The sequence below is a fragment of the Lentilactobacillus kefiri genome (assembly GCF_009739535.1).
Taxonomy (GTDB): Bacteria; Bacillota; Bacilli; order Lactobacillales; family Lactobacillaceae; genus Lentilactobacillus; species Lentilactobacillus kefiri.
On the sequence record NZ_CP029971.1, the window covers coordinates 1,432,829 to 1,446,906 of the forward strand.

Here is a 14,078-nt window from a genome sequence, read left to right on the forward strand (position 1 = left end):
GAGAGAAAACTATGTTACAAGTACCTGATTATGAATTTTGGTTTGTTACTGGTAGTCAACATCTTTACGGAGAAGAACAATTAAAGTCCGTTGAAAAAGATGCCCGAGACATGGTTGATAAGTTGAATGCTTCAAAGAAGCTTCCTTACCCAATCGTGTTCAAGATGGTTGCCACCACTGCTGACAGCATCACTCAGTTAATGAAAGATGTTAACTACAATGATAAAGTAGCCGGTGTTATTACTTGGATGCACACATTCTCACCAGCTAAAAACTGGATCCGTGGTACTAAGTTATTGCAAAAGCCATTACTTCACTTGGCAACTCAATACTTGGATCACATTCCATATGACACTATCGACTTTGACTACATGAACCTTAACCAAAGTGCTCATGGTGACCGTGAATACGGCTTTATCAATGCTCGTCTTCAAAAACACAACAAGATCGTTTACGGCTGGTGGGGAGATCCAGAAGTCCAAGACGAAATTGCTGACTGGGAAGATGTCGCAGTTGCTTATGACGAAAGCTTCAAGATCAAGGTTGCTCGTTTCGGTGATAACATGCGTAACGTTGCTGTTACTGAAGGTGACAAAGTTGAAGCTCAAATCCAATTTGGCTGGACCGTTGATTACTTCGCACTTGGTGACTTGGTAGAATCAGTTAACGCTGTTTCTGAAAGTGACATTGACAAGAAGTACAAAGAATTACAAGACAAGTATGAATTTGTACAAGGCGACAATGACAAAGACAAGTACGAACATTCAGTTCGTTACCAAATCCGTGAATACTTCGGAATCAAGAACTTCTTGGACAAAGGTAACTACTCAGCATTCACTACCAACTTCGAAGACCTTTATGGTTTGGAACAATTACCTGGTCTTGCAGCTCAATTGCTTATGGACGAAGGTTATGGTTTCGGTGCCGAAGGTGACTGGAAGACAGCCGCTCTTGACCGCTTAGTTAAGATCTTGACTCATAATCAAGCTACTGCATTCATGGAAGACTACACTCTTGAATTACAAAAGGGTAAGGAAGCTATCCTTGGATCACACATGCTTGAAGTTGACCCTGGTATTGCCAGTGACAAGCCTCGTGTTGAAGTTCACCCATTGGACATCGGTGGTAAAGCTGATCCTGCACGTCTGGTATTTACTGGTCGTGAAGGCGACGCAATGGACATCACCATTTCTGACTTCGGTACTGAATACCGTATGATCGGATATGCTGTTGAAGGACACAAAGCTCCAAAGCCAACTCCACATCTTCCAGTTGCAAAACAAATGTGGACTCCAAAGATGGGCTTGAAGCATGGTGCTACTCAATGGATTCATGATGGTGGTGGACACCACACTGTCTTGACATTTGCTGCTAACGAAACTCAAATCCAAGACTTAGCTACTATGTTTGGATTGACATTTAACGACATCAAGTAATTGATGTTCGAGTAACCCTGAGAGATTACTCACCACAAAGTTCCAATAATCAAGTTCCGAGAGAGTTATAATGGAACTTAATCAAAATTAAAATGAGGTTGAGACAAATTTGCTTTTGCCTCGACCTCATTTTGTACATAGCTGTTTATATAGGAGGAAAATCGATAATGCGCACTGAAAAAGAGAAAATGTTGGCTGGGGAGAAGTACCTGAACATTAGTGATGAACTGGCTGAGGATCGTCGAACCAATCGATTGCTTGTGGATCAATTTAACCGGGTTGCTCGAGAGGATCCGAAGCAAGGCAGTCAGATTATTAAAAAGATGTTTAAACACACCGGTAAAAAAGTTGATATCCAATCTCCGTTTCAGTGTGATTATGGTTATACGGTTTCTGTTGGTGAGAACTTTTTTGCCAATTATGGCTGTACCTTCATTGATGTTGGTAAGATTACGATTGGTGACAACGCTTTGCTGGGGCCAAATGTTCAAATCTTCTCAGTTAATCATCCGCTTGATGTGGATGATCGCAAGGCGGGGTACGAGTATCCTGCGGACGTGACAATTGGCGATAACTTTTGGGCCGGTGGCGGTGCCATTATTGTGCCCGGCGTCACTTTAGGAGATAATGTTATAATTGCAGCAGGCGCTGTTGTCACCAAGTCTTTTGGTGATAACGTTTTGATTGGCGGAAATCCTGCCAGAGTCATTAAAAATTTAAAATAACGTGGAGGATTTTGATGAGTAAAGAAAATATTAGCAGCAGAATTAAATTAGCAGATGGCCATACAATGCCCCAAGAAGGTCTTGGTGTTTACCGGATGACCGATGAAGATGAGTTGATTAAGTCGGTCAAATCAGCTTATTCTGATGGCTATCGGCTGTTTGACACCGCTCAGATGTATGGTAATGAAGCAGCGGTTGGTAAAGCAATCAAAGAGCTTGATGTTCCTCGTGATGATGTCTTTATTACCACTAAGATTGCCGAAGACAACCAAGGATATGACAAGGTTATGTCTTCATTTGAAGAATCATTGAAGAAATTACAGTTGGACTACGTTGACATGTTAATGGTCCACTGGCCAATCCACACCCATTTCTTTGAAACTTGGCGGGCATTTGAGAGCCTCAAAGAACAGGGCTTGGTCAAGTCGATTGCAACCAGCAACTATGGCATGCTGCACCTGCAGTATTTGGCCACCAAAGCGAATGAAATGCCGGTTGTTAACCAATTGGAAGTTCACCCGTACTTGTCACAGAAAGCCATGATTGACTTTGACCGTGAAAATCACATAGTTACTCAGGCTTGGGCACCACTTGGTCGCGGTCGGATCTTTGATGATCCCGTGATTACCGGGATTGCTGCCAAACATGGCAAGTCAGCCGCTCAAGTCATTTTGAGATGGCACTTCCAACGTGGGGATGCCTTTATTCCCAAGTCAGTGCATCCAGAACGGATTAAGCAGAACGCTGACATTTATGACTTTGAGTTGAGTGCAGATGAAATGAAGCAGGTCGATGGTTTGAACCGGAATACCCGGATCAGCCAGGAACCTGAAATGGTGTATGAGATTGGGCATCAGTATCCGCATCATTAATATATAAATTAAAAGGTTTCGTTGGTGGACTTACAGGAGTATGAGTTCATTACGAGGCCTTTTTAAATTCGAAGTTTCTTTTAATGCTAAACGATACTCGATCCGCTATACTGAGGGTATGTGAAAGCAAATTTTTGAGAAATGGGATGATTTTTTGACAAAGGTTACTGCTTACATGGTTCGGCACGGACAAACTTACTTGAATTTATATAATAAAGTTCAGGGATGGATTGATTCTCCACTCACTGAAAAGGGAATTCAAGATGCCAAAAGTGCTGGGGAACGACTCTCCAAGATTAACTTTGCTGCTTCATTTACCAGTGATTCAGGTCGGGCAATTGATACCGGCAAGATTATTATGAAGGCCAATCCGCACAACATGAACATAGTCAGTTACCAATATCCCGAATTACGAGAACAATTTCACGGTTATTTTGAAGGAAACGATCTTAATCAAATGTGGCAGTTTGTTGGTGCCCAGGTTCAAGAAACGACTGAAAAAGAAGTTTTACAGAACTTTGGCCTTGAACGTGCCCGTGATTTAATTCACCGCGCCGATCTGTATAATAATGCTGAAAATAACGCAATGTTTTGGGAGCGCTTGGATCATGGCTTTGATAAGATTCGTCAAAATACCCATGATGGTGAAGATATCTTAATTGTGTCACATGGTATGACGATCCGTTCAATTGTTGATCGATATGCGCCTAAGCTGGATCTGGGTGTTGCAACCAAAAACGGCAGTGTCACCAAACTCATTATTACTGATGATGATATTAAGGTTGAATATTTCAACAATCTGGGCGAAGTCTAGTTGTTTATAGTCCCTTAATATGATATATTTATGAGACTTGTGTTGGTCAGGACGAAAGAAGCCCTGGCTTTTTTGGTAGAGTGTGAATCAAGCCGTTTAGCTTCCGAGCATTAGTGTAATAACGGTTTTTAACGCCGGGTTTGCGTTGAAGACCGTTATTGGACTAAGCGGAAGAAGCTGGCTTGGTGAACACGTTTCAGCAGAACAGTGAGGAATACATTTAATGATTACAATTCAAAACATGGGATTACAACTCTCAGGTAAAAAACTTTATGACGATGTGAATTTAAAGTTCACCCAAGGCAACTGTTATGGCGTAATCGGCGCAAATGGTGCCGGTAAATCAACTTTCTTGAAGTTGCTTCGAGGTGATTTGGCCCCTTCAACGGGTGAAATTCACGTAGATAAGAACGAGCGGATCTCAAGCTTGAGCCAGGACCATTATGGCTTTGAAGATCAGACCGTCATGCAGACCGTGATTCAAGGCTATAAACATTTGGCCGATGTCATGGAAGCAAAGGATGCCTTGTATGCCAAGGCTGACTTTTCTGATGAAGATGGCATTCAAGCTGCCAATTTGGAAGCGGAATTTGCTGAACTGGATGGCTGGAACGCCGAATCCGATGCGTCGCAGTTATTACAGTCACTGGATATTCCAGAAGAACTACATCAAGAGCTGATGAGCGAATTAACCGAAGGCCAAAAAGTTAAAGTACTTTTGGCCCGAGCTTTGTTTGGTGAACCCGACATTTTGTTGTTGGATGAGCCAACCAACGGACTTGATGTTTATAGTATTGAATGGCTGGAAAACTTTCTGGCTGACTATTCCAAGATTACGATTATTGTCTCTCATGACCGTCATTTCCTGAACCAGACTTGTACGATGATGTGTGATGTCGACTTTGGTGAAATTCGGATGTACGTTGGAAACTATGATTTCTGGCTTCAGTCCAGCCAATTGGCTGCCAAAATGAAGGCAGATTCAAACGCCAAGAAGGAAGACAAGATTAAAGAACTCCAAGCCTTTGTGGATCGATTCAGCGCCAACGCTTCCAAGTCAAAGCAGGCCACTTCCCGTAAGAAGCAACTCGAAAAGATTTCACTGGATGACATTAAGCCATCTTCAAGAAAGTATCCATTCATTAAATTTGAAGAGAACCGGCCTTTGGGGAACGACTTGTTGCGGGTGGATAATGTTTCCAAATCAATTGACGGGGTTAAGATTTTAGACAACGTCACATTTACGTTAAGACCAGGAGATAAAACTGCTTTGGTCAGCCGAAATGACTTGGCAACCACAACTTTGATGCAGATTTTGGCTGGGGTAATTAAGCCTGATACAGGTGAAATTAAATGGGGCCAAACTGTTGAAATATCTTCATTGATGAAAGACTTTGCTTCGGAGTTCAATCATAACGACCAGCGGATTATTGACTGGCTGCGCCAATTTGCCGAAAAGGGGAGCGACGATGATGCCTTCCTGCGCGGATTTCTTGGGAGAATGTTATTCTCTGGGGATGACGTGAACAAAGAGGTTAACGTCTTATCCGGTGGCGAAAAAGTTCGGTGTGTGTTATCCAAGATGATGCTCCAAAAGGGTAATACATTACTCATGGATGATCCAACCAACCATTTGGATTTGGAATCAATCACTGCTTTGAACGAAGCTTTGGTTGGATTCCCAGGCTCCATCATTTTCACTTCCCATGATCATGAGTTCATTCAGACAATTGCCAATCACATTATCGAAGTGTCCAATAACGGCGTTATCGATAAGGCTGATATCAGTTATGATGAGTTCATTAATCATCCGGATGTTCAGAAAAAGTTAAGTGATCTTTATAGTTAATCAGCAGTTATAAAGTCCGCTCTCAAAATTTTGAGAGCGGACTTTTTTTGATCGAAATTAACAGGTAAGAACCGAGTCAAAATACCCCACAAATGTTGTCAATTCCTGTAAAATAAAGATGTAGGAATAGGTAATAGTTTCTATAACTGTTCCACTAATTAATTGGGACTTATTCTAACAGAGGTGGTTCAATGATAAATCCAAATTATTGCCATTTTAAAAAATGTAAGCGCAATCATCAATAAAAACAAGCTATTAATATGTCACGTGTTTGACGGATGAAATATCATCCAAAAGGGGGAGATTAGTTGAAAATCGCTAAATACTTGGGGATGTTCGTTTTGGGGATGACATCCATAATGGGAATAATGACGATGAACCAAAGCAGGAATGTTCAAATGGTGACATCTGTGGTTCAAGCTGCGTCTACTAATGATGTTACCGCCGACGCTGATGGCACAATTGTTACACCAACCAAAATTGTTAAGGCACCCGACCCTGCCGACAAGACCAATAATCCGACAATTGATCCTAAACAGCACACGGATGCGGCAAACACAAACTTCTATAGCGGAAGCACCTACCATCAGGCACCAATTTATGTTGATGGAAAATTAGCTAATCCAATGGGAAAAAACGCAAAAGTTGGCTCCCAAACAATTTCTAGTGTCTCAGGGAGTATTAATGAGAATGACTTTATTGACCCACAAGTTCCAGGTGAGGTCATCAATTACGGCTATTACAGTGGGAGCACTGCCTTTATGGTCGGCTGGTCCAAAGACAATCAGACTGCCTATATTCATCAAGTGGATGAATCCCGGAAATTAATCAACACAGTCTCGGTTCCCGCTCCAGGGTCCACGGAATTTAATGCCAACTGGGAATATCATGCTGGTGGCATGACTTTCTCCTGGTTGGGAGACAAAATCCAATTATCCTACAATCGGGGCTCTTCCCAATTTTCAAGCACCGCAGGTTCCTTGGAATTTCTGACGGGGGTTCCTGCAAAATTTGTGGATGCCAAAGGAAATGAACTGGCACCATCACAAACAATTTCTGGGCATTCCGGCACGTATGTAGAAGTGGACTACCCAACTATTTCAGGATATCGGATTATTAGAGTGCCATATATGAACAATGAGCACAAATTTTTAATTAATAATACGACTGCTACAACTCCTTCGGATAAGTGGACTTCCTCACAGATCAATCGGTATACAACCCTTTATCAAAAAGTGATTGATACTAATAATACCCGACAAATGTATATGGTATTTGATTATAGCAAGATCACCGGTGCTGGAATGTCAGGCACAAAGAAGAGTGATGTTGTGACAGTTAAGGCGACTCAGGGCGGCATGATTGCAGCTGACTTTACATCAGGGATAGCTCAAGCATACTCGACAGCCTCAATGCCTACTCCAGTTGGAAATCCGCTGGTCTTTGTTTACGAACCGATTACCGAATATCACTTGACGATTAATTATCTGGAGCAAGGAACTGACAAAGTAATGGCCGACCCATATAAAGCTGATGGGGCCGGAACTTATGAAATTGATTCTCCTGTTATTTCCGGATATAACGCTGATAAACCAACGGTGAAAGGTGTTTTAAATGCCGATTCAACCATTAGTGTTTATTATTCTAAAAAGGATGTTCCACCGGTTGAAGATGCTTTGGTTAACATCCAATATATTGATGAAGACAGTCAAAAGACGATTAAGACAGACAAAGTCGAAGGAAAAGTTGGCGAAGACTATGACGCAGGCGGCAAGTATCAACTGGACACGATCACCGAAGATGGTGTCACCTATGAGTTGAATAAGACCAACCTGCCAAAGAATGCGACCGGCAAATTTGCCAAAACCAATGAAGATGTGAAATATTACTACAAGAAGAAAGCAGCACCAGTTGAGGAAGCGTCAGTTCCCATCAAGTATATTAATGAGGAAAATCAGCAAGTCCTCAAAACTGATGCCATTAAGGGAAATGTTGGCGATGAATACCAGGTGGATGCCAAATACCAACTTGATACACTGACTGTTGATGGCGTTACCTATGATTTGATTAAAGATAAGCTGCCAACTAATACCAAAGGAACTTTCAGCAAGACCAACGAACCAGTCAATTATTACTACAAGAAGTCAAGCACACCGATTGAAAAAGCCTCCTTGCCGATTAACTATATTAACGAAGATGGCGGCAAGACCCTTAAAACCGATTCAATTGATGGGAAAATCGGTGATCCGTATGAAGTTGGTGCCAAGTATCACTTGGAGACAATTACTGTTGATGGGGTGACTTATCAGCTAAACAAAGGTCGTCTCCCGGCTAATACCAAAGGCACGTTTGCGGCTAAAAACGATCCCGTTAATTACTACTACAACAAGAAGACAACCCCAGTCATTCCAGTTGTTCCTGTCGTTCCAGTCACTCCGGTAACCCCAGTGACACCAGTTACGCCGGTCACTCCAACTCCGGAACCTGATGGAACCGACGTGGAACCAGGTAAAATTGCCAAAAAAGGGATGGCCGTATACTCCTTGAAGAAGATTTATCTGTATCAGAATCCAACCTTCAAGAAAGCTGAACGGAAATCCGGTTATGTTAAGAAGCCGCGGGTGTTCAGACCAATGTTTGTGGTTACGGATTACGCCCGTTCCGATGAAGGACGACTGCGTTATAAAGTTCGTGACGTCAACCATTTGAGTAAAACCGATGGTTGGACAGGTTACATTACGACAAATTATGAATATGTCCGTCCAGTTTACTACCAAAGCAAGCATTCAACTTTGACGGTGATTAATCCACGAGGTGTCAATGAGTACACGAAGGTTAACCTGACCGGCAAAGTGAAGAACTATAAGCAAGGCACGATTCTCAAAGTGAAAGGGTTTGTGACCCATAATTTAACCACTCGTTATCTATTAAGTAACGGTCACTACATTACCGGTAACCGGAAGTTGGTTCAGATGGGCAAACACAAGCAGGCAAAACAATTGGTTGTCAAAAAGCACATCAACCGATACAAGACTGCCAACCTGACCCAGCGGAACGGCCACTTCAAGAAAGGGCAGAAGTTAACCATCAAACGTTATACTTTCAGCCATGAAGGGTCAATTACCAAATCTGGTACCAAACGTTACGTCGTAAAAGGCGGCTACATTACCGCTAATAACAAGTTCGTTAAAGTTGTTAAATATTAAAATGAATTAAGACGATTCTCTATTTGAGAGTCGTCTTTTTTGAAAGCTAATTTCCACCACGTCTGGCTAAATCAATATATAATCATCTTATGAACTATTAAGTTACTGGTCACATTCAGGAGGGGACTAATTTGACACGCGAACTTGGCAAAGATGATTTGGGGACTTATGAATATGTATCGCGGGTGTACAATGCTAATATTCAATTGCCGGAATATAAACTGCCAACGAACACTAACGATGGCAACCAAGTATTCTTCGATACTGCAGAAATTCACTTAACAATGGATATCAAAGATCAACGGGTTGAGAAAATTACGATTGTGACGCCTAAGCCACAGTCATTGGCCTACATGCGGGTATTTGAAGGGTTTGAGTTTGGAATGGAAGCCCTTGGAACATGGATCAATACGTATCATCGGTCGACTGCCAGCCATGGACCGGCGTCTGATGCGGTGAACGGCATTCTAGCCAGTTACAATACCACTAAAGATAATGTGCTGACCGTTAGTTTAACCAGAGCAAAATAAAAAATCGTCACTTTTGATCATCGTTAAGATCGAAAAGTGGCGATTATTTGTTTTATAAATCCGTTATATTACAGGTTGGATACTTGGGCAAATTTCTTAGCGGTTCGAACCATGTTGGAAACAAAGCCGTATTCGTTGTCGAACCAAGTTGCGGTCTTAACAGTCTGGAAATCACCGTTGGTGGTAACCTCAGTCAAAGTTGGGTCGAAAACCGCCCCGTGGGTATCACCGATAATGTCAGATGAAACGATTTGGTCTTCATTCCAACCAAATGCCGGGTTATCAACCGTGTGAGGCTTGATTGCTTCGTTTACCTGATCTGCAGTTACCTTGGTTTTGAGGACTGATACTAATTCACAGACAGAACCATCAACGACAGGTACTCTTTGAGCATGTCCCTGAAGATGGCCATCCAACTCGGGAATAACCAGACCAATTGCTTTGGCAGCACCGGTTGAGTGAGGAATGGTGTTAGCTGAAGCGGTACGGTTTGGACGGAACTTCTTGCCTTTAGGGCCATCAAGAATCATTTGAGAACTGGTAAATGCATGAATTGCAGTCATGGTACCAACTTCAACGCCAAACTCTTTGTTCAGGAAGTAAGCCATTGGTGCCAATGCGTTGGTCGTGCATGATCCAGCAGAAATGATCTGGTCATCGGCATCTAAAGTGTCGTCATTTACATTAAACACAATCGTCTTCATCGCACCGGCAGGAGCTGAGATTAAAACTTTCTTAACGCCCGCATCCAGATGTGCTTGAGACTTTTCCTTTGAGGTGTAAAATCCGGTACATTCGAGAACCAAATCTACGCCATTTTCCTTTACCCAAGGAATCTTACTGGCGTCTTTTTCGGCATATACACGGTAGCTTTTGCCGTCCACAACTAATGAGTCGTCGGTCGAAGAAACTTCGTGGGGCAATATTCCGTGAGTTGAATCGTATTTGAAAAGGTAAGCCAGCATTGATGGGCTCGTCAAATCATTAATTGCGACAACTTCCAACTCAGGATCCTTCACTTCCAAAATTCGACGTAAAAGTAAACGACCAATTCTACCAAAACCATTAATTCCAATCTTTACCATAAGTGGAATCCCCCTTTGAATTCTGGGTAACAGTAAGCATGACGGCTAAGTTGTGTACAATCATTCTCAACCATCGCAGTCATTTTATGCGCATTTTAATGGAATTTCAATTAAAACGACTTCATGGAATGAGGCTCCGATTGGGCAAAAAACAGGATCACCAAAATTTTGATGATCCTGCGGAAAGTGATTATCCATAGAGATTAATGACTATTTTTTTGTTTTTGAATTCTAAAATTAATGATTGCTGCAATCAAAGCAGCTGCACTCAGACACGTTGCCAGAAGAAAGTCGTATCGACCACCCACAAACGAACGGGCGGCTAAATTGCCAGTTCCGTTGTTCTGGTTAATTGCCATGACGGCAGCCATAATTCCAACTCCAATTGACCCCGCAAATTGTTGGAGCATGCTAAACAGAGAGTTGATGTCGGTTCGAAATTTCTGGGGAACGTTCAACATCGCATTGGAGATGGAATTTGAGAAGCCCATGTTGAAGCCGAATCGTAGGAAGGAATAGACAAATAAAATGATCAGGGCAGTCAAGAACTCCTGAATGCCAAAGAAGATTAATCCACCAAGGGTCATTGAGCACAACCCAATGTAAATGGGAAGCGCATAGCCTTTAAGATCGGCAAGATGACCGGCAAATGGGGAAACTGCAGCCCCAACCAGTGAACCGGGAAGTAAGACCAATCCGGCGATAAATGGCGAATTGTGCAGAACATACTGGCAATAGACTGGAATTAGAAATGAAACGCCAATATTAACAAATTGAAGGACAAAGTAGGTAAAAGCCGATAGCGAAGTTGAAAGCCACTTCAAGACTTTGATGTCCAACAATTGCGAATGACCATGGGTGTCGGAATAAATAAGCCCAGAGCAATTAAACCAACCACAAATGGGATGAGAACCTGTGAACTCAAGACCGCATATTTGCCGGCTTTACTAACTGCAAAGACAAACGAGAATAATGTGGCAGCCAGCAAGCCGAGGCTTAAAACATCAAAGGAACCGGTACCTACCGGATCAATGCGGATATAGTGGGAGCCAAGCCACCAGCTGACAACGATGATTGGGAGGATTAACCAGAAAATCATTCGCCAGGACATGGTTGAAGAAATTGTGCCACCATAAGTCGACCCCAAAGCTGGTGCTAATGAAATAACCATGCCGGCAAGGCCAGTCATTGAACCAATCCGATCAGCCGGAATTCGGCTGAAGATAATATGAAACATGAGTGGAGTCGAGAGCCCGGTCGCAATGGCTTGAATCAGCCGACCGCTCATGAGAATTGGAAAGCTTGGTGAAAGAGCACACATAACGTCGCCAACCACAAAGGCGATCGCGGCAAATAAATGAATTGTTTGAGACTTAAATTTTTTAAGCAGAAAAGCAGTGGTTGCCATAACAATGGTGACCATCAGCAGGTAGCCGGTGGTAATCCACTGAACCGTATCCAAGGTGACGTTAAAGACCTTGGTTAATTCTGGAAAGGTGACGTTCATTGATGTTTCTGTAAGAATTCCGGTGAATGAGAGCAGCGCAGCGGCCAACAGGCCCAGATAAGTCTGCCGGGTGATTTTTTGGTTAGTTTGTGACATAATCCCATCTCTTTCGTTTTTGATTATTTAATAATGGCAAAATCTTTGATTGAATTTTACATATCTGATTGCAACAAAAAAGCGAGTGGCAATTCACTCACTCTTGTTCAAGCTACTTGCTAAATTGATCCCAGTCCAAATCCCAAAGACGCCCATGGCTTTATCACCAGTGTGAACGGTGATTGCCGGGCTGATTTGGTAAGTACTAATGCTTGCTTGTGGGAAATGTTCGCGGAAGGCAATCACCCATGACTGACTGAGTTCCGGATTATTGGCATCAACGACTGAAATTCTCATTGGTTGGTCGAATTTAGTCTTATTAATGTTGTCGGTAATATGTTGAAGGGCCTGCTTCATGGTTCTTTCTTTGGCTTCAGGAACGATCTTACCATTCTTATCAAAAGTTAGGATCGGTTTGATCTTCAACAGGTTGCCAAAGAATGCCGATGTGTTGGAAATTCGTCCGGTTCGCTGCAGATGATCCAAGCTGTCAACAACCAGTGAAACATGAATTGAATCACGGAGTTGTTCAAGCTTGGGGATGATGGTATCGGCATTGGCACCATTTTCAGCCATCTTTGCTGCTAACAGACATAAGTCAGCTTCGCCGGCGCTGGCAATTTTTGAGTCGAATGGATAGACTTTAATGTTTGTTACTTCATGACTGTATGCCACCAAATTTTGGTAGAAAGTGGTAATTCCTGATGACAAATTGACACAAATTGCTTCATCATAACCTTTGTCACTCAAGGTATCAAATGCTTCCTGCATCTGGCCCATGGTGACTTGGGCGGTAGTTGGTAATTTTTCGGTTTCTGCCAATTTTTTCAGAAATTCCTGTGAGCTGATGTCAACACCATCATGGTATTCCTGGCTGCCAAAGATAACGGTAATCGGCAACACGGTGATGTTGTATTTAGCAGCCACCACTGGATCAAGGTAACTGGCACTATCGGTAATTACGGCTGTTTTCATTTTAATATCCTCTTTTCGGGGTTGTAAGTGTATTTTAACCCTTATTTTGAGTTAAAACAAAGGATGTATATAAGAATAAACGAGATCAATATATTAGGATTCTCTGCGTTTCGGGCATCTCCAAGTGATTGCAAAAGGATTATTTACGTTATAATTGACGTAAACAAACAAAAGGATGGGATTACATGAAATTCATCTCTTGGAATGTGAATGGTCTTCGAGCAGTTGTTAAACATGGGTTTGAAGACACATTCAAGCAATTAAATGCCGACTTTTTCTGTGTGCAGGAAACCAAAATGCAGGAAGGCCAGTTGAAGCTGGAATTGCCCGGCTATCACCAATATTTTAATTACGCTGAGCGAAAGGGTTATTCTGGAACGGCGATCTTTACCAAGCACGAGCCACTCAATGTGATGTATGGCATCGAAAGCGATGAATTTGATCATGAAGGACGGGCAATTACCCTTGAATACCCCAACTACTATCTGGTGACCAGCTATGTGCCTAATTCTGGGGCAGGTTTGAAACGGTTGGATTTCCGGATGGGCTGGGATAAAGCTTTTCACCAGTACTTAAATAAGCTGGATGAGAAAAAGCCGGTTATTTTATGTGGTGACTTAAACGTTGCTCACAAGGAAATTGATTTGAAAAATCCTCAATCCAATCATCACAACGCCGGCTTTACGGACGAAGAACGAGAATCGTTCACCAAGTTGTTAAGCGAAGGCTTCATGGATACGTTCAGACATTTTTATCCCGATCAAAAGGACATCTATTCATGGTGGAGTTATCGATTCCACTCTCGTGATCGGAATGCCGGTTGGCGGATTGATTATTTTGTGGCCAGTGATCGCTTGGCTGATAACATTAAAGATTCCAAAATATTGACCGATGTATTTGGATCGGATCATTGCCCGGTTGAGTTGGATACAGGAGAAATATCGTAACTGAATATTCAAAAATGAAAGTCACCAATTTAATTT

11 protein-coding genes and 1 pseudogene are annotated in these 14,078 nt (G+C 42.4%); 8 read left to right on the forward strand and 4 right to left on the reverse strand.

The genetic code is table 11. The features are described from left to right. The first annotated feature begins 11 nt into the window (after positions 1–11). The 7 genes from araA to DNL43_RS06790 all read left to right on the forward strand — a co-directional run bounded on the left by araA (position 12) and on the right by DNL43_RS06790 (position 9,432). The gene (araA, locus tag DNL43_RS06760) at positions 12–1,436 is read left to right on the forward strand and encodes an L-arabinose isomerase (protein WP_054768856.1); all 1,425 of its coding nucleotides are present in this window, start codon (positions 12–14) and stop codon (positions 1,434–1,436) included. Between the two features lie 167 nt (positions 1,437–1,603). Then, on the forward strand, positions 1,604–2,161 hold the full coding sequence (locus tag DNL43_RS06765; protein WP_056980954.1) for a sugar O-acetyltransferase: 558 nt from the start codon (positions 1,604–1,606) through the stop codon (positions 2,159–2,161). Positions 2,162–2,175: 14 nt separating this feature from the next. Continuing rightward, positions 2,176–3,033 carry an aldo/keto reductase gene (locus DNL43_RS06770; RefSeq protein ID WP_054768855.1) on the forward strand — a complete coding sequence of 286 codons (858 nt, stop codon included), beginning with the start codon at positions 2,176–2,178 and terminating at the stop codon, positions 3,031–3,033. A gap of 154 nt (positions 3,034–3,187) precedes the next feature. Then, positions 3,188–3,847 carry a histidine phosphatase family protein gene (locus tag DNL43_RS06775; RefSeq protein WP_056980953.1) on the forward strand — a complete coding sequence of 220 codons (660 nt, stop codon included), beginning with the start codon at positions 3,188–3,190 and terminating at the stop codon, positions 3,845–3,847. A 223-nt stretch (positions 3,848–4,070) separates the two neighbouring features. Beyond that, positions 4,071–5,696: an ABC-F family ATP-binding cassette domain-containing protein gene (locus DNL43_RS06780; protein WP_056980952.1), complete on the forward strand. Its 1,626-nt coding sequence runs from the start codon at positions 4,071–4,073 to the stop codon at positions 5,694–5,696. Between the two features lie 308 nt (positions 5,697–6,004). Next, positions 6,005–8,902 (forward strand): MucBP domain-containing protein, encoded by a 2,898-nt coding sequence (locus tag DNL43_RS06785; protein WP_056980951.1) that lies wholly within the window; start codon positions 6,005–6,007, stop codon positions 8,900–8,902. A 131-nt stretch (positions 8,903–9,033) separates the two neighbouring features. Beyond that, a complete protein-coding gene (locus tag DNL43_RS06790; RefSeq protein WP_054768853.1) occupies positions 9,034–9,432 on the forward strand; it encodes a hypothetical protein in 399 nt (132 codons plus the stop codon). A gap of 68 nt (positions 9,433–9,500) precedes the next feature. Here the strand turns inward: DNL43_RS06790 and gap are convergent, their stop codons facing one another. The 4 genes and pseudogenes from gap to DNL43_RS06805 form a co-directional block, all read right to left on the reverse strand. After that, on the reverse strand, positions 9,501–10,517 hold the full coding sequence (gene gap / locus DNL43_RS06795; protein ID WP_095344940.1) for a type I glyceraldehyde-3-phosphate dehydrogenase: 1,017 nt from the start codon (positions 10,515–10,517) through the stop codon (positions 9,501–9,503). Between the two features lie 203 nt (positions 10,518–10,720). Further along, positions 10,721–11,356, reverse strand: coding sequence for an MFS transporter (locus DNL43_RS12285; protein WP_263863747.1), 636 nt, complete (start codon positions 11,354–11,356; stop codon positions 10,721–10,723). After that, positions 11,338–12,120 carry an MFS transporter gene (locus tag DNL43_RS12290; protein ID WP_243538146.1) on the reverse strand — a complete coding sequence of 261 codons (783 nt, stop codon included), beginning with the start codon at positions 12,118–12,120 and terminating at the stop codon, positions 11,338–11,340. The genes DNL43_RS12285 and DNL43_RS12290 overlap by 19 nt, the downstream gene beginning before the upstream one ends. A gap of 112 nt (positions 12,121–12,232) precedes the next feature. Continuing rightward, positions 12,233–13,095 (reverse strand): annotated as a pseudogene (locus tag DNL43_RS06805) (DegV family protein). Between the two features lie 185 nt (positions 13,096–13,280). Here DNL43_RS06805 and DNL43_RS06810 point away from each other — a divergent pair. Then, positions 13,281–14,042 carry an exodeoxyribonuclease III gene (locus DNL43_RS06810; protein ID WP_095344941.1) on the forward strand — a complete coding sequence of 254 codons (762 nt, stop codon included), beginning with the start codon at positions 13,281–13,283 and terminating at the stop codon, positions 14,040–14,042. The last annotated feature ends 36 nt before the right edge of the window (positions 14,043–14,078 follow it).

Excerpts from the sequence above, each read along its gene's own strand:
- araA (WP_054768856.1), top strand. The coding sequence starts at position 12 with ATGTTACAAGTACCTGATTATGAATTTTGGTTTGTTACTGGTAGTCAA.
- DNL43_RS06780 (WP_056980952.1), top strand. The coding sequence starts at position 4,071 with ATGATTACAATTCAAAACATGGGATTACAACTCTCAGGTAAAAAACTT.
- DNL43_RS12290 (WP_243538146.1), bottom strand. The coding sequence starts at position 12,120 with ATGTCACAAACTAACCAAAAAATCACCCGGCAGACTTATCTGGGCCTG.
- DNL43_RS06810 (WP_095344941.1), top strand. The coding sequence starts at position 13,281 with ATGAAATTCATCTCTTGGAATGTGAATGGTCTTCGAGCAGTTGTTAAA.
- DNL43_RS06770 (WP_054768855.1), top strand. The coding sequence starts at position 2,176 with ATGAGTAAAGAAAATATTAGCAGCAGAATTAAATTAGCAGATGGCCAT.
- gap (WP_095344940.1), bottom strand. The coding sequence starts at position 10,517 with ATGGTAAAGATTGGAATTAATGGTTTTGGTAGAATTGGTCGTTTACTT.
- DNL43_RS06765 (WP_056980954.1), top strand. The coding sequence starts at position 1,604 with ATGCGCACTGAAAAAGAGAAAATGTTGGCTGGGGAGAAGTACCTGAAC.